This is a genomic window from Subsaximicrobium wynnwilliamsii, from assembly GCF_007997225.1.
Taxonomy (GTDB): Bacteria; Bacteroidota; Bacteroidia; order Flavobacteriales; family Flavobacteriaceae; genus Psychroserpens; species Psychroserpens wynnwilliamsii.
In genome coordinates this window covers 48,507-69,827 of sequence record NZ_VORM01000012.1, presented here as the reverse complement: position 1 = coordinate 69,827, position 21,321 = coordinate 48,507, and the positions used below count along the sequence as shown (strand labels likewise).

General features: G+C 38.3%; 18 protein-coding genes and 1 tRNA gene. 3 read left to right on the top strand and 16 right to left on the bottom strand.

Annotated features, from left to right (window positions below):
• Window positions 1-91 precede the first annotated feature (91 nt).
• From ESY88_RS11445 to ESY88_RS11410, 8 genes are all read right to left on the bottom strand, one after another.
• A complete protein-coding gene (locus ESY88_RS11445) occupies window positions 92-784 on the bottom strand; it encodes a M48 family metallopeptidase (RefSeq protein WP_147085961.1) in 693 nt (230 codons plus the stop codon).
• On the bottom strand, window positions 777-3,956 hold the full coding sequence (locus ESY88_RS11440; protein ID WP_147085962.1) for a type I restriction endonuclease subunit R: 3,180 nt from the start codon (window positions 3,954-3,956) through the stop codon (window positions 777-779). Before ESY88_RS11440 ends, ESY88_RS11445 begins: the two co-directional genes overlap by 8 nt.
• A 132-nt stretch (window positions 3,957-4,088) precedes the next feature.
• On the bottom strand, window positions 4,089-4,559 hold the full coding sequence (locus tag ESY88_RS11435) for a hypothetical protein (protein ID WP_147085963.1): 471 nt from the start codon (window positions 4,557-4,559) through the stop codon (window positions 4,089-4,091).
• On the bottom strand, window positions 4,559-5,251 hold the full coding sequence (locus tag ESY88_RS11430) for a DUF3800 domain-containing protein (protein ID WP_147085964.1): 693 nt from the start codon (window positions 5,249-5,251) through the stop codon (window positions 4,559-4,561). Before ESY88_RS11430 ends, ESY88_RS11435 begins: the two co-directional genes overlap by 1 nt.
• A 19-nt stretch (window positions 5,252-5,270) precedes the next feature.
• Entirely contained in the window at window positions 5,271-6,569 is a 1,299-nt protein-coding gene (locus tag ESY88_RS11425; RefSeq protein ID WP_147085965.1) for a restriction endonuclease subunit S, read from the bottom strand.
• Window positions 6,566-8,128 carry a type I restriction-modification system subunit M gene (locus tag ESY88_RS11420; protein WP_147085966.1) on the bottom strand — a complete coding sequence of 521 codons (1,563 nt, stop codon included), beginning with the start codon at window positions 8,126-8,128 and terminating at the stop codon, window positions 6,566-6,568. Before ESY88_RS11420 ends, ESY88_RS11425 begins: the two co-directional genes overlap by 4 nt.
• 230 nt (window positions 8,129-8,358) lie before the next feature.
• The gene (locus ESY88_RS11415) at window positions 8,359-8,625 is read right to left on the bottom strand and encodes a hypothetical protein (protein ID WP_147085967.1); all 267 of its coding nucleotides are present in this window, start codon (window positions 8,623-8,625) and stop codon (window positions 8,359-8,361) included.
• 603 nt (window positions 8,626-9,228) lie between these two features.
• Window positions 9,229-9,462 carry a hypothetical protein gene (locus ESY88_RS11410; protein ID WP_147085968.1) on the bottom strand — a complete coding sequence of 78 codons (234 nt, stop codon included), beginning with the start codon at window positions 9,460-9,462 and terminating at the stop codon, window positions 9,229-9,231.
• Between the two features lie 585 nt (window positions 9,463-10,047).
• Between ESY88_RS11410 and ESY88_RS11405 the strand changes: the two genes are divergently transcribed.
• The 3 genes from ESY88_RS11405 to ESY88_RS11395 all read left to right on the top strand — a co-directional run bounded on the left by ESY88_RS11405 (window position 10,048) and on the right by ESY88_RS11395 (window position 11,783).
• On the top strand, window positions 10,048-10,311 hold the full coding sequence (locus ESY88_RS11405) for a helix-turn-helix domain-containing protein (RefSeq protein WP_147085969.1): 264 nt from the start codon (window positions 10,048-10,050) through the stop codon (window positions 10,309-10,311).
• A 3-nt stretch (window positions 10,312-10,314) separates the two neighbouring features.
• A complete protein-coding gene (locus tag ESY88_RS11400; protein WP_147085970.1) occupies window positions 10,315-11,577 on the top strand; it encodes a type II toxin-antitoxin system HipA family toxin in 1,263 nt (420 codons plus the stop codon).
• 134 nt (window positions 11,578-11,711) lie between these two features.
• A tRNA-Arg gene (locus tag ESY88_RS11395) sits at window positions 11,712-11,783 on the top strand.
• Between the two features lie 603 nt (window positions 11,784-12,386).
• On the opposite strand, the gene ESY88_RS11390 is transcribed toward ESY88_RS11395, so the two are convergent.
• From ESY88_RS11390 to ESY88_RS11355, 8 genes are all read right to left on the bottom strand, one after another.
• The gene (locus ESY88_RS11390; RefSeq protein ID WP_147086086.1) at window positions 12,387-13,475 is read right to left on the bottom strand and encodes a PA0069 family radical SAM protein; all 1,089 of its coding nucleotides are present in this window, start codon (window positions 13,473-13,475) and stop codon (window positions 12,387-12,389) included.
• A 484-nt stretch (window positions 13,476-13,959) separates the two neighbouring features.
• Window positions 13,960-14,742: an enoyl-CoA hydratase/isomerase family protein gene (locus ESY88_RS11385; protein WP_147085971.1), complete on the bottom strand. Its 783-nt coding sequence runs from the start codon at window positions 14,740-14,742 to the stop codon at window positions 13,960-13,962.
• A gap of 20 nt (window positions 14,743-14,762) precedes the next feature.
• On the bottom strand, window positions 14,763-16,217 hold the full coding sequence (locus tag ESY88_RS11380) for a sensor histidine kinase (RefSeq protein ID WP_147085972.1): 1,455 nt from the start codon (window positions 16,215-16,217) through the stop codon (window positions 14,763-14,765).
• Between the two features lie 329 nt (window positions 16,218-16,546).
• The gene (locus ESY88_RS11375; RefSeq protein WP_147085973.1) at window positions 16,547-17,095 is read right to left on the bottom strand and encodes a CopD family protein; all 549 of its coding nucleotides are present in this window, start codon (window positions 17,093-17,095) and stop codon (window positions 16,547-16,549) included.
• Between the two features lie 59 nt (window positions 17,096-17,154).
• Window positions 17,155-18,516, bottom strand: coding sequence for an MATE family efflux transporter (locus tag ESY88_RS11370; protein ID WP_147085974.1), 1,362 nt, complete (start codon window positions 18,514-18,516; stop codon window positions 17,155-17,157).
• Window positions 18,516-19,553 (bottom strand): ferrochelatase, encoded by a 1,038-nt coding sequence (gene hemH / locus ESY88_RS11365; RefSeq protein ID WP_147085975.1) that lies wholly within the window; start codon window positions 19,551-19,553, stop codon window positions 18,516-18,518. Before hemH ends, ESY88_RS11370 begins: the two co-directional genes overlap by 1 nt.
• Window positions 19,554-19,654: 101 nt before the next feature.
• Window positions 19,655-20,251, bottom strand: coding sequence for a hypothetical protein (locus ESY88_RS11360; RefSeq protein WP_147085976.1), 597 nt, complete (start codon window positions 20,249-20,251; stop codon window positions 19,655-19,657).
• An 89-nt stretch (window positions 20,252-20,340) separates the two neighbouring features.
• Complete coding sequence (locus ESY88_RS11355; RefSeq protein WP_147085977.1) at window positions 20,341-21,234, bottom strand: helix-turn-helix transcriptional regulator; 894 nt, start codon at window positions 21,232-21,234, stop codon at window positions 20,341-20,343.
• Window positions 21,235-21,321 lie beyond the last annotated feature (87 nt).

Genomic DNA, 21,321 nt, shown 5'->3' with positions numbered 1-21,321 from the left:
AGAACTTAAAAACATGAAAATAGAAAACCCTTCATTTGGCGGGTAAATGCATGTTGCTTCATTTTTTAATCGAACCGAGACTTTACCTCTCCTACAACTTCATCCCATACATCCTCTCATCCAGTTCTTTCCAATTGGGAATATGCTTAGATAGTTCAGCCCAGAATTCTTTGGAGTGACTTTTTACTTTGGTATGCACCAATTCATGCACAATAAGATAATCGATCAAAGAAAAAGGTAGCTTAATCGCTTCTACATTAATTATGATATTATTAGAAGGCGTGCAACTCCCCCAACGCTTTTCAAGTTGCATAAATTTCAGCGCGTTAAATTCTAGCCCTGTTGTCTTTGACCATTTTCGAAGTCTAGGTGTGATTTTCTCTTCTGCTTTTACTTTCAGAAAATCTTGAAAGGCTTGCTGAATTGACGTTTGGTTATGTAAATGTTTGGGCAGAGTGACTTTAAACTTAGATTCCGTGAAATCAATGAAAACTTCATCACTATCATTAGCAACAAAAATCTCAACGTAATATTTTCTTCCTAAATATTGAATTCTGGATCCTGTAACAATAGCTTCATCGCCAATGTAGCTTACAAGATCTAACTTATCTATAATCCATTTTGCTTTTTTAAGTATCAATTTACGAGCGTGGTCATCAGATATGGCTTTGCCTTTTAAGACAACACCTTCACCCTTCGCAACACTGATATAGTGCGATTTAAGTTCTGCCTTTTCAAGAACTGAATACTGTATAGTTTTATGTCCGTATTGTACGCTAGGCATCTTCATTCTTTATTAAAACAGCTACCATCTCCTTTGCTTTTGCTTTGGCATCCTCTCGCTCTATTTTGGCTGTTGTTAAATAGCGTCTAATCTTGTTTTCAATATCTTTTTGAACTTGCCCTTTAGCTTGCCAGCCTACAATGTTCAATTCGCCTTTGATGAGGTCAAATATAGTTTTTGTAGCATCTTCGGCATCGTAACCAAACATGACCTTCATTGAATCATAAACAGCTCTTTCTCGCTCTGTGTTGAAGCCTTTGTCTTTACCTTCTCTTTGTTGAGCAATGATTTTGTCTTGAATGTCGGCATACGCTTTCAGTAAATCCAATTGCGTGATGCGTTCATCCTTTTTTTGCTTTAATAGTTCGTCGAGACGCTGTGCTAAAGGTTTATAGAAATCTGGATTCTTATCGATACCTACTTTGATCGTATGCTTTAAGTTATTACGCATCTTCAGCTCTTTGGTGGCTGGTGATGCATTCATGATTTCTTCCTTAAACTTATCCTTGTCAATAATAGATATGGGTTCGCGCAACAGATTTTCAACACCTTCAGCTTTCAAGTGTTCGTCAATCATGCCTTGAAGCATCTTGCTTTCATCTTTGCTGATTTTCAGCTCGTCATCATCTGGAAACGCATTTCGAGCTCTTAATTTGATTTCATTGAACAGCTTGAAATCGTCCTGATACTTTAGTGCTTTTGTATTTGGCAACACAATGTTGATCGATTTATTAAAGTCCTTTAAAAACACCTTAAAATCATCACGCAGATTCATGGGTTCTATATATCTAACCGCAGCGTCTATATAATCATTGCGATGGTATTTTCGGTCTATTTTCATAGGGTTAAAGAAGTCCACCAGCTTGGTGTGGTTCATTTCCAGCTTCGGAAACTCTTCATTGATATTCTTTAAAATATCGTCTGGTCTAATATCGCCAGAGAAGATTTCCAAGGCCTGAATCAAATAGGTGGTAATGCCGTTATAATCCAAAATAAATCCAGCACTTTTTCCTTTCCTCGAACGGTTCACTCGCGCAATGGCTTGCAAAAGATTATGCTCTTTCAAGGGTTTATCTAAATATAAACAGGACGCAATTGGCGCATCCCAACCGGTCAATAACATATCGGACACAATGATGAAAGCTGTATTATCAAACTTCTTTTTACCAGACTTTTCCGTTTCGGCTTCGTTGCCAAAAGGGAGCTTGAAATTATCCGTAGCATCTTTTATAGCTTCTGGTGGCACGACATAAATTGGTTTTGGATTGGTTGGATTATTGCGGTTCCATTCTAAGGTTTCGTAATAGTCTTTTGCAATGGCATCCGATTTAGGAGAACCAATACTCACAACCACTTTAGAATCAAAATCGTGATAGCCTTCTTCTCTTAATTGATGTAAAGTTTGCTGATATTTAATTGCTGCCTTACGGCCACTACAAACGATCATGGCTTTATGTCCATCAGGAAAAATTTTATCTCTAAAATGGTCAATCATGTGTTTGCCAATAACTTCAATGCGTTCTTTGGATAATTGATACTTCCGTAAAGCTTCTCGCTTTAATTTATCTTTTTTATCTTCAGAATAATGACCAAATTTCGCTTCAAACTCTTCGTCAAGTTCTTCTTTTTTGACACTTAATAAGGCAGTGCCTTCATCATATAATAATTCCACGGTTGCACCATCGGCAACAGCTTCCGTTATGGTATACACATCGATATAATCGCCGCCATAAAATTCGCCAAGCGTTGATTTATCTTCCTTTGAAATAGGTGTTCCGGTAAAGGCAACAAACTTGGCGTTTGGTAAAACCGTACGCATAAATGATGCTAGAAATCCGTAATGGCTTCGGTGTGCTTCATCTACTAAAACATATAAGTTCTCTTTTGTGGAAAGTTCTTCTAGATCTATTTCTTCACGCTCTATTTCAACCCACTTTCCTTTTTGGAATTCTTTAGTGATTTTGATAAGCGTTTTATCATTAAGCAGTTTTTCAATCCTCAGATTCCCACGTTCTTCCAATTCTGTTTGGTCGGTAGTATCGGTGGATTCTTTATCGGTTTCTTGGAATTTCTGAAGCGTGGTCGTAATGATTCCGCCATAATCATTCCGCAGTAATTTATCTAAATGAATGACTGAGGAAGCTTGATTGACATTCTTAAATCCAACATTCTGAAAGGTGGTGGTAATTTGTCTGTCCAAATCCTTACGATCTGTCATGATCATAACTGTAGGATTATCAAAACCAAATTCTGGCGCTTGTAATTTTCTGGCGACATATACCATGGTCAAACTCTTGCCGCTTCCCTGTGTATGCCAAACCACACCACCTTCACCAGCTTGCAATCGTGCTATGGTTTTATTGGTAGCTCGCAATTGCTGATACCTCGGCAACTTTTTAATAGTGCGGCCTTCCTCCAATTCAAACAACACAAAGTGGCGTATGATATCCAAAAGGCGTTCTTTCTTGAATAAAGCGATGATTAATTTGTCTTGTTCTTTCTTTGATTGAGAGATTATGTCGGTATCTTCCTTACTGGTTTTAAAAACCGAATAGAATTGCTGTGGCGAATGGATGGCGCCATACTTGCCGCCAACATCCCAAATACCAGCACAAATTTGATTGAAGTGAAATAGCTTTTCAGAGTTCTTTTGATAATACTCTAAATCGCTAAACACTTTATCCCATGCGTTTTGTGCGGTTGGCGATTTGCATTCTATAATACCAATAGGTAAACCATTAATATAGACCACCAGATCTGGAATAGAGTTTTGAAACCTGCCATGGAAGCGTATCTGATTGACCACCAGAAAGTCATTATTATCAGGCTTTAAATAATCAATATAATGAACCGCCTTAAACTCCTCAACGCCATTAATAACCTGTTTTACTGTAAACGTGCCACCTCGAATTAGTTCCCAGATCTTTTGGTTGATTTCCATTAACGATGCGCCATTAACCGATGTTAACTCGGTATAAGCTTTATTGAGATTGTTGTCGTTTATCCATGGGTTTATTTTTTTAATGGACGCTAATAGCCGATCCTTTAAAAGTACTTCGGTAATGTCTGTACGTTCATCATGAATACTAGCATCAAAATATTGATATCCCAATTGTTGGAATAGTTTTATTGCTGGGAGTTCACTATGGATATATTCTGGGCTAATATTCATCTTCTACTTTATTAGTTATCTATATACATAATTAGTTTTGTAAATACATAAAATGTATGTATATTTGCAGTGTTCTTTACCTAAGGTCTGGAATTTAAAAAGGTCTACGCTGAACCAGTAATCAGCGTTTTTTTATGCCTTTTTTTCTCGAATCCAATCTGGACTATTTAGAACTTCCTGTTTTTTCTCGTCATTTTGAAATTCGAAAGCAGTGATAAATCTTGCTTTTGTTAAGGATTTATTTATAGAAATTACTACAATATATCCATCCTTAACAAAATTTACCCTTCTATTATTTACATACCTTTTTTTATTTCTGTCCCAGCCTTGTTTCATCAATGCGCTGATATCAGATAAAGTGTCTTTTATCCACAACATTTTTTCTAATCTATTCAATGATAAAATCGATTTATCTTTCTCCTTCCATTCAGCACTTTCAAAAAAACAATGGTCAAACATATCCTCATAAAAACTTACCTCAATTCCATCGTGAGTAAAAACAGGTTTATTATTATCGCAATATTCAACTTTCCATAGTTGTCGCAGCTCAATTTCTCGAGTTGCTTCATCAATCTTATGTGGTTTTAACTTTTTATATGCCATTACCAACCACCTTGAAGATTAATTTTAAAAATATTAAATTTTTCTTCTGCTTTAGGCGTTGCCATAATTGCATGGCCTAATCGTTTTTCAATTTCATTAATAATTTCTTTCTTAGTCTCACTAGTAATCTTGCCATTCATCTTTCCATTTATCGCACCCATTAAAAAATCAGCCATTTGAATTCCGAGCAATTCATGTGATGGCAACGCCTGAACATTTTCAATACTTGAAAACAAATTGGCTTGATTCAAAACGTCTTTAAGATTATGGATTCTATTCAGATCTTTGTTTATTTTGTGATCAATAAAAATATAATATTCATTGAAATCTAAAATCCAATGATGTAATAGTTGGTAATAGAATTTATAAAAACTAAGCTCACTATCGTCATTATGGAATTTGACCATGTCAACTTTATCAGCTTCCACGATTATCGCTCTGAATCGAATACTATCCGTACTAAAAAAATAATGCACTAATGCCTTATAAAAGTTAAATGAAGAAGGGGAAACCTTATTCCATTTTATTTCATTTCTGTAATTATGTTTATTTTTAATTTGCTTGATAGCTTCTTTAAGTTCCTCGCGAAAATCCGACGGTATCCAAACACTTCCAAGAACCAAATATTTATTTGCTGTTCTATCCCATAAAACTTCTGGACTGCTCTCATCACAATAAACTTCAAATTTCATAATTTAGACTTTTTTAAATTTAAACGTTTACACGAACTTTCCCCGTTAATAACTGTTGCATTAAACCTTGTTTGAGTTCTTGATACGTGGTTTTCTTTTCGGATAAAAGGTCTAGTTTCCCATCTACCGTCGATAAAATATTGGCAAGTTTTTTTTGTTCATCTATATATTTAGGAACTAGAATTGGTATCAATTTTAAATCCTTCAAACCAATTCTAGCTCTCGTAGTTCCGGTACTTTTTGATTCCGCTTCGTCTCTAAAATATTTTGAATTTAGAGCTTGGTATACAAATTCATTATCAAATTTATTTGTGTCCACAGACAGCCTTATGCCATCTGAACACATTACATATCTCTCGTCAGTACTTGGGACTTTACAACATCGTGCAACTGGGGCCATTTTTGCAAGAATTATTTCATTTGGAAATATATTACAAGAAAAAAGCTCATCAGCTTTTTCTTTAGATGTGTACGTGGTGCCTTTATCTATGAACTCACCTTCTCCGATATTTTGTAACTGTATAATTTTAACTCCATTTTCAGTATAGTGTTCTGACTTCAAATCTGAACCAAAAGGTCCACCTGTAAATCCATATCTATCTTGTTTATTTCGTAATTCATAGATTGGAATAACGTCCCAACACTTAGGAATCTCCCCCAAAGACGAATCTTTAAACTCAGTGTGACCAATACCTTTGGTTAACAACCGCTGCATTAAACCTTTTTTGAGTTCTTGAGTTTCGGTAATTTGTTGGGATATGACTTCTATTTTAGCATCGACGGTGCTTAGGATGTTGGCTATTTTTTCTTGTTCTGAGGGAGAAGTCGGAATTGTGACCCAAACTTTATCCATATCTTGTTTCCCAAAGTTTGCTTGTGCTGATTGATTTGAAAACTTGAAAAACTGACTTAGAACTAAAGGAGAGCTTAATAAATACTTTATATATCGGTTATAAAGTTCATTACTATTGACTGGAACGAATTTACCCACCCGATAGTTTTGAACAAAGTCTCTTTGAATGGATCCAACTTCAAGTACCCTTCCAATATTTCCGGTTAACGACATCAATATGTCATCTTTTTTTATTAGAAACCTAGTAAACTCCTCAAGCCTCGAAGAATCTATAAATGAAAGATTATCTAGATTTAAATCATTTCCAATTATATTATTGATTTTTATTACAGGAATACCTGACTCTGTAAAATCTTCTTTTCTAAACTGAAAACCATGTTCTAAATTTACTATTTCAGAAAGCTTTGAACTTTTCCAATTAGAAGGTATTTTCCCAAGTTTTGGATGGCTGATATATTCTTTCATATCCCCAACTCCTTTAAAAACTCAGCCAATTTCTTATCAATCTCAGCTTCCTTTTGCTCTAATACTTCCAGCTTTTGATGCACCGCTATAATATCCACTTCAACCTCAGGTTCGCTGGTATCAATAAATCGTGAAATATTGAGGTTGTAATCGTTATCGGCTATTTCTTTAAGGTCAACAATACGCATGTATTTATCGACATCAGTGGAGTCATCATAAGCATTTACAATTTTTGCAACATGCGCTTCCAGTAATTCATTTTGGTTTTTACCTTCTTTGTAATCACTACTGGCATCAATAATGGTCACTTTGCCTTTTTGAACTTCGGTCTTGTTTTTATTGATTATCCAGATGGAGGCTGGAATGCCTGTATTGTAAAACAAGGCAGAAGGCAAGCCTACAATGCCTTCCACCAGATCGGCTTCTAATAAACCTTGTCTAATTTTTCCTTCTGAGCCCGATCTAAATAACGTGCCATGCGGTAAAACGACGCCTGCTTTTCCGTCTTGTTTTAATACGGCAATCATGTGTTGTAGAAATGCTAAATCGGCATAACCTCTTGGAGGAATTCCAAACTGAAAACGGCCGTAAGGATCGCTTACTACTTTGTTATAATTGGGAGACACCTTTTTCTCTTTTCCGTTTTTATCGAGTTTGACTTCAATGGAATTTTCGGCTGGTGTCCACCAACCGTTTTGAGAAAAAGGAGGATTAGCAATGACTCTGTCAAAAAGTGTAAGTTCGTTATTATCGTTTTTATGCTGTGGGTTTATAAGCGTATCGCCTTTGCGAATGTCGGCGTCCATAAAATTATGGAGTAACATGTTTAGCTTTCCAATCGCCCAGGTACCTAGGTTCTTTTCTTGTCCAAATAAGGACACGTTGATGTTGTTGCCTACTTTACCATTTGGTTGCTCTGCTATATATCTGGCAGATTCAATTAACATACCGCCAGACCCACAAGTAGGGTCGTAAACCTTTTGTTTTGGTTCTGGTTTTATAAGCTGAACAATAAGTTGAACCACACCACGAGGTGTGTAGAATTCACCTCCTTTTTTACCTGCGTCATCGGCAAACATTTTAATGAGATATTCATAAGCATCACCTAGCAAATCGTTGGATTCTAGATGGTCGTTACGTAATGAATGTTGATTGAAATGACGTAATAAACGTTGTAGGAGTTCGTCGCTTAATTTTTCTTTATCTCCAAATTTGGTGGCCGTCATCACACCTTCTAAACTGGTGTTTTCACGCTCCATCGCGGCAAAGGCTTTATCTAAGGCAATGCCAATGTTCTCGGTGTGTTTCTTGATGCTTTCCCAGCGAGATTCTGGTGGAAGTTGGAAATAGGTGTCGTCTTCGGCAATTTCTCTGGAGACCTTGTCACGTTTCATGATTTGCTCTACTTCTTCTTCGAATACGTCGTTGGAACGTTTTAAGAATAGCAATCCGAATATATAATTTTTAAAATCTGAGGAATCAATACTTCCTCTTAATATGTTAGCGGAATCCCATAGCCAAGATTCAAGGGTTTCTAGGGTTAGTTTGTTAGTGGACATATCTATTTTTAGGCTTGTTTTAATTAGAAATTGAAAGTAAATGCTTGCTCATTTTTTTTGCTTTTCGAATATAAACAAAACTATCAGTATTCCTCAATTATATGATTCTATAATAAAATGAGCTATTCGTTTTGGTTAGCGCGTGTTTTATGGCATTGAATTCGCCAAGATCATGTCTTTATTTTCTTTGGTCGGCTATAGTTAACCACTAAAATTTATTATGGGCAGCTTTAATATTCAGTATCGAATTCAATTTCTATTTTTTCTGCAAAAAGCTTTTCAGTTAGGTCAAGTATCAAAGCTTCAAACTTTTTGCTTTCCATCTCTTTAATTTCGCTAGGAACTGGCAATAGATTGTTGTTTTCATCTATTTCAACTTGAAAACCTATTTTTTCTTGTCCCTCAAAATACGCATTGGTCAACAGGCTTTCAATTATTACACATTTTGAATCGAACTCCAATTCTTGAAATTCTGACTTTGTATATATTTTTGTCATTTGATTGGTTTTAAAATTATTGTCAATTAAACTGAAATGATTAGCGCATAATATAACTAACGAAATTTAAAAGAAAACTCTTATTTTATAGGGGTCAAAACATATCCCGTGTTAGGCAATTGTATTTCTTCGTTTTAATTCTATCACAATTCAATCTCCAAATTTTTGAGTTTCTCCTTTTGTGTTTTGGCTTCTAATTACTTGTAATAAATCTTCTAAATTATGTGTTTTATTATTTTCAATATGTGTTTATCAAAAGGGGGTTGTTTGATATGCTGATTTATTGGTAGTTTGTTCTGTAATTACAGGAATAAATATGGTTCTATATTGTATCTTTTCAAGTTTTGGATATTGATTTTCCATTTCTAATTTCTCCGTGACAATTAACGAAATCAATCCATTGTTCCTCCTCTTCATCCATTAACCACCCATCTTCACCATAGCCATTAGATATATAATCCCATTTGTTTTTGTATTCTGTTAATTGCCCCTTTAAAACTCTTTTTTCCTTACCATAAGTTTCAGTGATATTTGAAATTTCAATACTTGGTACAACAAAAATATCAGGTTCAATATTTAGGGCTCCAAATTGATTGTTATAGATTACAAAAAAATAAAATGGTCATGTTTTGGCTCAACATTATTAACGACAAGAGAAGAATAACCTCTCACAGATTTCACATTAATTGAAACAGGTGTTTCATCCTCTCTAATAACACGAATGTCAACACTTTTCTTATTCCCTTGGCTTACATATGCTTCAAGTTCTAGTCTGTAAAGTTTGGAAAGAACAAGGTATTCAATTGCTACTCCCGTATTGAATGAATTTGCTCTCATTTGTTATTTATTACATTGACTCACGGTTTGTATAAGAATAGTTACCGGTTAAGAAGCTCTAAACTTTCAGTTTACCACTTAATTATATGCAGGCTACAATAGTCATATTTATTACTATCTCGGTTATTAATTTTATACATGGTGGGTGTGCCTAAAATGGGCGTCTTTTATTTACCGAAAGGTAAATAATTAATTTAGAGGGAGCAAGTCCCTTGTGGGCAGGAGTAACACGCTGAATCATTGATAGGTCTCAAGTTTGCTGTCTGTGAGGATAGGACTTAAGGTTATTTGCGCTTAAATAATGAGCAAATACCGACTACAAAACTCGATACCAATGAACAGGAACCAAATAAGAGGCTGTAAGGTTGGATGAGCAAGCAAGTCATTGTAAAGTTCGAAACACTTTTAAAGTGAATACCGAAACAGTAGTTACGGCAGGGATCGAAGGAAAGAATACTTGATACCCTGGGTAAAACTTAAAAACATGAAAATAGAAAACAACAGCATTATCAATTATTGATATTTACCAATAAAATGGTTTGTTTGACTAAATAAGCCTATACTAGACAATATAATGGTAATATTATGTTAGAGGTAATAACTATAAAAGATGTGAAAGTCAAGATTGGCGAAGTTTGCAAGGGGCTTCGTAAATCAAATGATTTGTCTCGAGAAGATTTAGCGGAGCTGCTAGATGTTTCAAGCACAACGATTCAGAACATCGAGAATGGCAAAAACGCCACGCTAGATAATGTGTTGAAAGTAGCCAATCACTTTGGGTTATTACAATCAATTACTAAAGCAATAGATACGATCAATACAAATCAAAGCGATATTTCACTGTATTAATAAATGGCTAGAGATAACATCATAGATATAATTGCTTTTGGCCTAGAGGTTGGAAAATTAGGATACGACTTAGACCAAAGGAAATCCTATTTTCAATACCATCCAGAATTCCTAGAGACTGGAAAGTACTCAAAGCTATTTCCGTTTATTTTCAAACGAACAAAGGAAGCACAGGTCTTCACAGAATACCAACAAGACACCTTTCAAGGCTTACCGCCAATGATTGCAGATTCGTTACCAGACACCTTTGGCACTATTATATTTCAAGAATGGCTAACAGCACGAGGAATCCAAAAGATAACACCTCTTGAGCAATTAGCCTATGTAGCAGATCGTGGTATGGGAGCGCTAGAATACCGCCCTATCAAAGAAATACCCAATACAACTCATGTCAATATTGATGAGGTAATCACAATTCTAGAAAAGCTGCTCAAACTAAAGGAGGACACTACAGGTAAAGACCTCAACGAATTATCATTACTACACGTTTTTAAAATAGGCACCTCGGCTGGTGGTGCAAGACCTAAAATCTTAATCTCAGAACATAAGGAAACAGGAGCGGTTATTGCTGGAGATAGAGCCATTAGTGAAGACTATAACCACTACTTAGTAAAACTACATATAGACGATAGTGATGGCTACAATAGAGAAAAAGTAGAATACGCGTATTACTTATTAGCACAAGAAACAGGCATACATATGATGCCTTCCAAGCTTATTGAAAACAAACACTTTGCAACACTTAGGTTTGACAGACAGCACGGAAAAAAGCAACACATGTTAACCGTGACTGGTTTAACAGGTTGGGACTTTAAAAGTCAACCGGATAACTCTTCCTATGAGAATGTTTTCAAGGTTGCTTTAGGACTCGAAGTACCACATAAAGATTTACAGCAACTGTTCAAGCGTATGGTGTTCAATCTAGTATTTAGAAATGTGGACGACCACTTGAAGAACCATAGTTTTATCTATAACAAAGAAAGTAATAGTTGGAATTTAGGGCCTGCTTATGATTTAACCTATGCACTCGATCCGCTATTTACGTTCAAAACAACATCCAGAGCTTTATCCATCAATGGAAAGCGTACAGCAATTCTAATTAAAGATGTACTTGCTATTGCTGAAGAATTTTCGATTAAAAACCCAAAAGGAATTACTGAGGATGTTCAAGCCTTAATACCTAGATGGGCGGAGATTGCTAGTGAATTAGAAATAAATGAAACGATAATTAATGCAATTCAGAGTGATTTAAAGATATTAGAATAATGGCGAATAGCACACATGCACAGCTATAGCTTATTTATTTATAAGAGCACTAAACACAATCAATAAGAAGTTGAGCATCACAGAAACACATTGACATCGGCAGGTTTTTTCATATCTTGTGGCCAATTAAAAATGGCCCTGTAGTTCAAGGGATAGAACAAAAGTTTCCTAAACTTTAGATCCAGGTTCGAATCCTGGCAGGGTCACGACACTCAAGAGACCACGCTCTTTTTTGAGCGTGGTTTTGTGTTTTCCCAGAGTGTCGCCAACCGAAGGTTTGCGTAAACGAAGGGAAAACGCAAAACCAGCAGCCCTTTTTCTGGGCTGCGTGGTCTCTTATTTGCAACATTGCACTAACAGGAAAGCTAATCCTGGCAGGGTCACGACACTCACGAGACCACGCTCTTTTTTGAGCGTGGTTTTGTATTTTCCAAGAGTGTCGCCAACCGAAGGTTTGCGTAAACGAAGGGAAAACGCAAAACCAGCAGCCCTTTTTCTGGGCTGCGTGGTCTCTTATTTGCAACATTGAGCACCAAAGGATCACGGGAGTAATCCTGGCAGGGTCACGACACTCAAGAGACCACGCTCTTTTTTGAGCGTGGTTTTGTGTTTTCCAAGAGTGTCGCCAACCGAAGGTTTGCGTAAACGAAGGGAAAACGCAAAACCAGCAGCCCTTTTTCTGGGCTGCGTGGTCTCTTATTTGCAACATTGAGCACCAAAGGATCACGGGAGTAATCCTGGCAGGGTCACGACACTCAAGAGACCACGCTCTTTTTTGAGCGTGGTTTTGTGTTTTCCAAGAGTGTCGCTCAAAACAACCGCAATTGCCCATCCTTATAGCTTTCATGCAAATCGACGTTGAGACATGGCATGGACTTGTGCTTAAAATATTTTAATCTTGCCAACTTTCCCAAGTCATTGATTTGTTTAGCAATTTGCCCCTCGCCTCGCATTCGAGTGCCAAGACGGGAATCGCTGAGCGTCCCACCGTGGCAGTCTTCAATTTGGTGCAACACTTTTTCAGCGCGATCGGGTAAGCTTTTATGAAGCCAATCGGCAAAAATCTGACCAATGGCACCGTTCAATCTCACGATGCTATGTGAAAATTTGGATGCGCCAGCTTCCGAAGCCAATTTTGCCAAGGCTAAAATTTCATGACTATTGATGGACGGAATGATTGGCGCCATCATCACATTAACAGGAATCCCATGCTCACTCAATAGGTTTACAGCTTCAAAGCGTTTTTTGATGCTGGCAGTTCTGGGTTCCATAATGCGCCGGGTGTCTTCAGACAACGACGTGATGCTCATATTGACGCTAATTAAATGGTCTTTTGCCAAAGCTTTCAGCAAATCCAAATCTCTTAGGATCAATGCATTTTTTGTTATGATGGAGGCTGGGTGCTTGTATTTCAAAAATATTTCCAAACAGGCTCTGGTAATCTCGAGCTTTTTTTCGGCTGGTTGGTAGCAGTCTGTATTGCCAGACATGACGATGGGATGCGCCTGCCAAGATTTTCGTTTGATAAAGGCTTCCAATAATTTTGGAGCATCGGCTTTGACCAAAATCTTCCGTTCAAAATCCAAGCCAGCTCCATAACCCCAAAATTCATGCGAATTTCGAGCGTAGCAATACACACAACCATGTTCACAGCCTTGATACATGTTCATGGAATAGGCCATCCCCACATCGGGACTCTTGACTTTATTGACTATGGTTTTGGGAAAGACTTTAAGGTATTCCGTCTTATTTTGGTCCGGTTGCTCGCCTTCTATGGCGCAATAATTCAAAAAATCATCGCGCTGCTCATGACTCAACTCAAAAAAACGATTATGGACATTTTTTTGAGCGCCCCTACCTTTGATTTTGGAATATGACTCTGAATTGAACCTTGACATGAAATAACAAACCTGTAGATAATCAAAGTTACGTGGCATCCTTCAAAATCATGGCTACAGCCTGTAGTATCTCTTAAAATATGTTAATAATTATCATGCGAATGCCAATAACTCACAAACAGGGTTAATATAGCATATAAATATACCAAAATACATGTTTTCAGTGCTTTAAAAAACAATGACCTTTGTAGTGTATAGGCGTAAACACCTTAAACCCGAATTTTATGACAAAATCACATATATTATTAGCGTTGGCAAGTCCCATTTTATTAATTTCATTAATACTAGCATACCCGTTCTATCTAATTTACAAATTGATAGATGAGTCAGCTAACAACCCGCAAATTAACTAATACTTAAAAAAAATGGTGTTGCTTTAAAATGCAACATACGCAGTTAAACCAGCTGTATCTATTATAGCTGAGACATCCTTGTTAAATCATTAACATCTAAAACATCTCGGTTCTATCATTTGACAGTCTAGTTATTTCCCAGGAAAATCAGCCTTTCGCTTTTCTAAAAAGGCGGTGGTGCCTTCCTTGAAATCTTCCGTACCAAAGCATTTTCCGAATTGTTTGATTTCGGTTTTAAACCCATCAACACCATCCTTATAGTTGGCGTTAATGGCTTTGATAACAGCTTTGATAGCGACTGAAGAATTGCGCATGATCTTACCGGCAATCTTTTCAGTCAGGGCCATAAGCTCATCCTCTGAGGTCACGTGATTTACCAAACCGTACTCCAAAGCTTGGTTGGCATCAATCATACCAGCGGTCATTACCATTTCCATAGCGCGCCCCTTGCCCACCAATTGTGGCAAACGTTGCGTACCGCCATAACCGGGGATGACGCCCAAAGACACTTCTGGCAAGCCCATTTTAGCATTGATACTCGCCACTCTAAAATGACAGGCCATTGCCAACTCGAGACCGCCACCTAAGGCAAATCCGTTTACAGCTGCAATCACCGGTGTGGAAAGCGCTTCTATATAATCGAACAGGAGTTTTTGACCTTTTGCAGCCAGCTCGCCGCCTTCTTTCTCATCAAAATCTGCAAACTCACTAATATCTGCTCCTGCCACAAAAGCCTTTTCGCCGCTCCCTGTAAGGATGATCACTTTAACTTGTGTGTCTTTATTGGCGTCTTTAAAAGCCTCATGCAATTCTTGAATGGTTTCCATGTTCAAGGCATTGAGTTTTTTAGGACGATTTATGGTGATGGTTGCTATGCCATTGTTGGTTTGGGCAATGAGATTGTTGTAAGCCATATCAATTTTGATTTATTTGGTTAACGTTTCGGAAAAGTGACCGTAAACACAGTACCTTCTCCTTGTTGTGTTGTAAAGGTAATATTTCCATGATAAGTTTCCACGATATTTTTGACCATTCCCAGACCCAGCCCCATCCCGCTGGATTTGGTGGTGAATTTGGGCTCGAACACCCTATCTTTATTGACTTCGGAAATGCCCTTCCCATTATCGGCAATTGTGATCTTCACATTGTTTTCTTCGGAAAACACCCTAACATGGATTCGGGGTTGTTCCCGGTCTTCCGGAATGGCCTGAATGCCATTTTTAACCAAGTTGGTAATCACCCGAATCAATTGGGTGCGATCAAAGTTGACTAGGATTTCTGGTTCTTCCGCAAAAAATTCAATGTAATCTTCGCTAAAAATATCCAATGCCAGTTTCACAATGGCCACCACGTTTAAGGTCTCATTTTGTTGGGCTGGCATTTTGGCAAAATTGGAAAAAGCAGATGCTATGGAGCTCATGGTGTCGATTTGCTGAATGAGCGTCTTGGTATATTCATCGACCTTTTGGTGAATATGGGGATCTTGGGGATCAAATTTACGCTGAAAGCTCTGTACACTCAATCGCATGGGTGTTAAGGGATTTTTGATTTCATGCGCCACCTGTTTTGCCATTTCGCGCCAAGCCTGCTCGCGTTCATTGATGGCCAATTTGACCGCACTTTCCTCCAACTCATCAATCATGCTATTGTAGGAGTTGATAAGCGTTGTGATTTCTTCACTAGATGAGGACACATCAATCTTCTTATTACGCCGTTCCAATCGGGTTTCTTTGATCTTCTCACTAATATTCTTGAGCGTTCTGGTAATGTATTTTGACAATAAAAAGGCCAGTGTTATCGCAATGAGCAACATAAAAAGATACGCATAGCCCAAGCGTTCCAAGAACTCAGTAAGTTCGCGATTTAAAAAGTCATCGTTTTCCAGATAGGGCAGGTTCAAAATGGCCAAAGGCTTAAACTTGCCATCAGTTATGTAAGAATAGGAAGCTTGAAAGGTCTCTCCATTCTTTTCGTTTTTCTGCACGTAGCGATGCGCGGCGGTGTTTGATATGGCATTCAGGATGCCGGCTGGGATACAATTGGAATCCTTATCGTTAGAGATACTGGCTTTTGAGGATATCAATAGCGTGCCATCCAAATCGTAAAGATTGACCTGCAGGCTGTGGATCTCGGCAATATCATAGATATGCTCTTTGAAAATAAGTGGGATTTTCTCGGTTTCGACCTCCCAGGTGGTTTCTTTGATGACCTTGTTGATGTGGCTAACGATTGCGAATTCTTTGCGCTCTAGACGTTGTTTGTGATAGTCCTGCGCCTCTTCGTTGTATTGAAAAATGGTTACCGCTGCAATAAGAATGGAAGCAATGAGCACCAAAAGAATCATGGCGAAAAATATACGGACCCTTAAGGAGAGTTTGTTTAGTTTCATGTTGTGATAAGAAGTTGGCTAAATATAGCAAAAACCCTTCCAAAATCCTTGGAATCCCACATTTGCTCGTTATTGACCTTAAACAAAATTTTAAAGATCATTATTTGTGTTTTTTAGAGGAATTCACAACAATTTTGTAGGATTGGAAAGCACAACAACATGTTATAAAAGCGGAAAATTATTTAAGAAAACGGCAAAAAACTTAAATAAGGGATTTATTAATAAATAAAATGGCTAAAAACTTAAATAAGGAATTCCTTAATAAAGAAAATAGCAAAAAACTTAAATAAGCGCTCAAAAAAATAAAAAGTAAGGATTCGAAAGTTCAATCAGGCATTCGGATTTTGCTGCCTAATGCGTTTATATAGCTTGAAGCCAAGCATTAGTAAAATGCCAAGTACCAGAATCCCAACAACCCCAAAAATCCAATTGATGGCATTCTTTAAAATGGCCAAAAAAACAACCGCAAAAAGGATAAAGGTGGCGCCTTCATTCCATAAGCGCATGAAGTTTGAGGATTTTTTGACCTCATCACGCTGCAGCTGTTTGTAGTATTGATGTGTTTTCAAGTGGTATAAAATCAGCAACACCACAAACCCAAGTTTCACGTGCATCCATGATTGTTGTAACCAAAACGGCTGTAGGATGAGCAACCAAATGGCAAAAAATGTGGCCAAGATTGCCGAAGGCCAAGTAATGATGTTCCACAAACGCTTGGCCATGAGTTTGAGCTGCTTGCCCAGGATCTCCTTTTCGGGCGACGGTTTTTGAGAGGCTTCAATTTGATAGACAAACAGTCTCGGGATATAGAACAGTCCTGCGAACCAGGTCACAATAAAAATGAGATGTAAGGATTTTATGTAGTTGTAGTATTCCATTGCACTCGTTTAGCTTCAGTGTTTTCAGCTTTAAAATATACTGAATAAAAATATTGTTTTTAGGTGACTTCGGAAACAGGTTGATTCAGTTTCAGCTTCATTTCCCGAAACAAGAAGAAGCCCGTAACTATGGTGGACAGCACATCGGCAATAGGAAAACTGATCCAAACACCAATCTCTCCCATATAATGGGGCAAGATCAAGATGAGTGGGATGAAGAAAAATCCCTGTCTGGTCAATGTGAGCAACAAGGCCGGTATCGCCTTCCCAACCGCCTGAAAATAGGCCGCACCAATCAACTGTATCGCAATTATGGGTGTTGCTGCAAACACCCAGCGCATTTCTCCAGGCGTTTCCCTAAGCACGTCGGCATTTTGGGTAAATAAGCGTGTAATCGCTTCTGGGAATACCATCAACAAAATAAAAACCACCGTTGCCAAACCCGCGGCATATTTTAGGGCGGTAAAAATGGTTTCCTTAACCCTATCGTATTGTTGCGCCCCATAATTGTAGCCTGCAATGGGCAAAAAGCCTTGGGTAATCCCGTAAACCGGAAACAACGCAAACATCAACATTCGCCCAACAATGGCATAAGAGGTGACCGATGTCTCGCCGCCCAAATCATACAGGATATTGTTCATAAACAGATAGGTAATGCTTACCACTGCCTGTCTGGCCAAGGTCACAGAACCAAGCGAACTGATTTCCTTAACAATAGACCAATTTAAACCCAAGTGGGCCAAATCTATTTTTAATTCTGAATGTTTTGAAAGAAAAAACCAAACGATAAAAATGAAGCACAAAATGTAGGATCCTGTGGTAGCCCAAGCTGCACCTGCCATGCCCCAATCAAACACATTGATAAAAAAGTAATCCAAAATCAAATTTCCCACCGAGGGAAACATCATGGCATACATGGCAAATTTTGGCTTACCCTCTGCCCTAATCACCGTATTGCCCATCATACAAACCGCCAAAAATGGGATGCCATACAAGACGATCTCATAATAGACTTTTGCCGGATCAAAAATAGCGCCCTTCCCACCAAAGACTGGTATGATGTCATCAATATACCAGAGTCCGAAAATGACCATGGTCACCGTAAGCAGCAAGGTTAATGTGAGCTGATTCCCAAAAACCTTCAAGGCTTTTGGCATATTATCGGCACCCAAAGCTCTCGAAATAATCGAAGAGCCTCCAATACCAATACTCATCCCCAAGGCGGCAATAAAAAACGACACCGGCAATACCACGTTGATCGCTGCGATTGCCGTAGATCCAATCCAGTTGCCCACAAAAATAGTATCGATCAAGATATTGAGCGACATTACCAAAATACCAATTGATGCAGGCACCGCCTGTTTGATTAGTAATTTGCCAATGGGCAGTGTGCCTAAATCCTTGGAGCTTATGCCAGCCATTAAGCGGTTATAGTTTCAGTAGATGACCATTCGTTGATCCATTTTGCCAAGAGTTTTACCCATGCCCGGTCATCATTCAAGCAAGGGATTGTGGTAAAATCCTTCCCACCCATTTCGTGGAAAATCTCCTCACCCTCCATGGCAATTTCCTCTAAAGTCTCTAAACAATCGCTTACAAAAGCGGGTGTAACGATGGCCATCTTTTTGACGCCTTCCTTGCCCATGCGCTCGATGGTTCTATCTGTGTAAGGTCGCAACCAGGGATCAAAGCCCAATCGGGATTGGAAGGAGGTTGAAAAGCTACCTTCTTTCAATTTCAGTTTTTCTCCAACCAAACGTGTCACTTCAAAACACTGGTGCCTGTAGCAAAACTCGTGCGCCGGGGAAGGCGTTTTACAGCACAAACCATCAATTTGGCAATGGGATTTGGTAATGTCGCTTTTTCTAATGTGGCGCTCTGGCACACCGTGGTATGAAAACAAGAGTTGCTCGTAATCCTTGCCTTCCAAATGTTTGGCGATGGAGTTGGCTAAGACTTCTATATATTCCGGTTCGTTATAAAAGGCCGGTAATTCCTGAATGTTCATCTGCGGAAAGTGGGCTTTTCTAACTTCTTCTGCCAAAACCACAATGGTCTCTGTGGTGGCCATGGCAAATTGTGGGTAGAGTGGGATCAAAAACACCTCATCCACGCCTTGATCTGCCAATTCCTGAAGTCCCTTTTTAATGGTCATGCTGCCGTAACGCATAGCTAAAGCCACCGGAAACTCCACTTCCTGCTGAAGTTTTTCCTGGAGCCGCTCCGATAGTACAATCAATGGGGAACCTTCATCCCACCAGATTTTTTTGTACGCTTTCGCGGAAGCTTTAGGGCGCGTATTCAACACGATGCCCTTCACAAGCAAAGCTCTTGCCCAATAGGGCACATCGATGACGCGCTCATCCATTAAAAATTCCCCCAAATAAGTTTTAACATCTTTAGGCTCGGGGCTTTCTGGCGATCCTAAATTGACTAGCAAGACTCCTTTTTTATTCAAAATGATTGTGTTTTTCTAACAATTATTAGCTTTTGTAATGTCTAGTTTTAAAATCTCTTCAAACTAATGGCCTGTTGCGATCTAAAACGAGTTCTTCATCCTTAGTTTTCCATCAAACCAGTCCTAACCGTTTCAGGAATGACGGAATCCACCAAGGGCTTCATCGAATCATCATTACCAATAAATTTCCAGCCTTCGTACTGCGGGTCCTTGATTGCGAACATATTGGCATCCATGTTGATTACCAAAGCCATGTTTTCTAATTCAGAAATGACATTTGCTTGCCCAAATTGGGTTTCCATGGTAGATTGCATCAGCTTTAAAAACTCCTTCCGTTCGGCTTCGGGCTTGTCTTTTTCAGAAAGAAAGGTCATACGCATCTTACTGTTGTAAAACACAGCAGCATAAGTGACGCCTTTCACTTCCATTGTATCGGTCACACTTACCACATCGTTGGCGATGAACTCGATTTTCATGTCTTTGCCATTGAACATTTGCTCCATGCCAGCACGCATTTGCTCGCGAGAAGCCAACTCAAAAATCTTCGGGTACATGTAATCAAAAATGGCGTCGAAATTTTTGTTGGTTAAATGATCGTAGTAAGTCTGGGCTTCTTTTTTGATGTCGGCTTTGTAAGCTTGACTCGCGACAGAAACAGACATCATCAAGGCGAGTATTAGTATAAGACTATTTTTCATGAAGTTTTGTTTTTGCAAAAATACGATAGTATTACTACAATTGATAGAATATATAGATATGGGTCAGATTTTTACATTTTTTTAACGCACTAACCCAAAGCCATCAAATACTTCTTCGGTGTGGTGCCATACTTCTTTTTGAAGGCAGCGATAAAATGGCTTGAGGCACTATAACCCACTTTTAGACCCACTTCATTGACATTGTGGTTACCCGCTTCCAACAATTTACGGGCGACTTCCATTTTATAATCAAATAAGAAACTGTAAACCGTATCGCCATAGATTTGCTTGAATCCTTCTTTAAGCTTCTTCAGGCTCAATCCAATCTCTTCAGAGAGTTCCTGCAAGGTTGGTGGCTCAGCCATTCTGGCAATAATGATGTCCTTCGCCTTTCTAATTTTGATCACGTTGGTCTCGTCTTCCAAAAACGGACATTGCTCAATATCGGCCTCTTCGCTTCGGTTAAAATACAGGCTCAACAATTCTAAGGCCTTTCCTTTGAAATAAAGCGTCTTAATGGAGGCATTGAGATTGTAATTGATCAATTGGTTGAGCGCAATCGCCATGGAAGGCGAAATCTTTCCGTCCTTATAATATTTTTTGTCCTTATTATCCTCACTTAAAAATGTGATGTAATCGGCTTCCTGAGAAAAGAGTCCGTGAAACTTTTTTATCGAAACCAAAATAGAAACCAGCCAGGATTTGGGATTGACGTCTAAATGAATGGGTAAATCCCGTTGCGGATTGTAAAGCAACAACGAATTTTCTTCAGCAATCTGCAAGCGATACGCGCCATTATTAAACACAAACTCACTGGAGCCCTTGATGCAATAATGAAACTGAATGAAATTATTGTCGATATCCCGTTCCAAGGTTTGAAGATGATCCTCCTCGTTTTGAAATGTCAACACAAAAAACCCATCTTCCACTTTGGTTTCCTTAAAAGAACCTCTAGCGGTATTTTCTAAACTTGATAAAGCCATATCTTTTTTGTTGTTATTTAGATTGATTCTAAACTAAAGCCGTTTAAGGCCTTATGAATACTGCAAAAATATGATATTTATCAGTCT

Excerpts from the sequence above, each read along its gene's own strand:
- ESY88_RS11445 (WP_147085961.1), bottom strand. The coding sequence starts at position 784 with ATGCCTAGCGTACAATACGGACATAAAACTATACAGTATTCAGTTCTT.
- ESY88_RS11440 (WP_147085962.1), bottom strand. The coding sequence starts at position 3,956 with ATGAATATTAGCCCAGAATATATCCATAGTGAACTCCCAGCAATAAAA.
- ESY88_RS11435 (WP_147085963.1), bottom strand. The coding sequence starts at position 4,559 with ATGGCATATAAAAAGTTAAAACCACATAAGATTGATGAAGCAACTCGA.
- ESY88_RS11430 (WP_147085964.1), bottom strand. The coding sequence starts at position 5,251 with ATGAAATTTGAAGTTTATTGTGATGAGAGCAGTCCAGAAGTTTTATGG.
- ESY88_RS11425 (WP_147085965.1), bottom strand. The coding sequence starts at position 6,569 with ATGAAAGAATATATCAGCCATCCAAAACTTGGGAAAATACCTTCTAAT.
- ESY88_RS11420 (WP_147085966.1), bottom strand. The coding sequence starts at position 8,128 with ATGTCCACTAACAAACTAACCCTAGAAACCCTTGAATCTTGGCTATGG.
- ESY88_RS11415 (WP_147085967.1), bottom strand. The coding sequence starts at position 8,625 with ATGACAAAAATATATACAAAGTCAGAATTTCAAGAATTGGAGTTCGAT.
- ESY88_RS11410 (WP_147085968.1), bottom strand. The coding sequence starts at position 9,462 with ATGAGAGCAAATTCATTCAATACGGGAGTAGCAATTGAATACCTTGTT.
- ESY88_RS11405 (WP_147085969.1), top strand. The coding sequence starts at position 10,048 with ATGTTAGAGGTAATAACTATAAAAGATGTGAAAGTCAAGATTGGCGAA.
- ESY88_RS11400 (WP_147085970.1), top strand. The coding sequence starts at position 10,315 with ATGGCTAGAGATAACATCATAGATATAATTGCTTTTGGCCTAGAGGTT.
- ESY88_RS11390 (WP_147086086.1), bottom strand. The coding sequence starts at position 13,475 with ATGTCAAGGTTCAATTCAGAGTCATATTCCAAAATCAAAGGTAGGGGC.
- ESY88_RS11385 (WP_147085971.1), bottom strand. The coding sequence starts at position 14,742 with ATGGCTTACAACAATCTCATTGCCCAAACCAACAATGGCATAGCAACC.
- ESY88_RS11380 (WP_147085972.1), bottom strand. The coding sequence starts at position 16,217 with ATGAAACTAAACAAACTCTCCTTAAGGGTCCGTATATTTTTCGCCATG.
- ESY88_RS11375 (WP_147085973.1), bottom strand. The coding sequence starts at position 17,095 with ATGGAATACTACAACTACATAAAATCCTTACATCTCATTTTTATTGTG.
- ESY88_RS11370 (WP_147085974.1), bottom strand. The coding sequence starts at position 18,516 with ATGGCTGGCATAAGCTCCAAGGATTTAGGCACACTGCCCATTGGCAAA.
- ESY88_RS11360 (WP_147085976.1), bottom strand. The coding sequence starts at position 20,251 with ATGAAAAATAGTCTTATACTAATACTCGCCTTGATGATGTCTGTTTCT.
- ESY88_RS11355 (WP_147085977.1), bottom strand. The coding sequence starts at position 21,234 with ATGGCTTTATCAAGTTTAGAAAATACCGCTAGAGGTTCTTTTAAGGAA.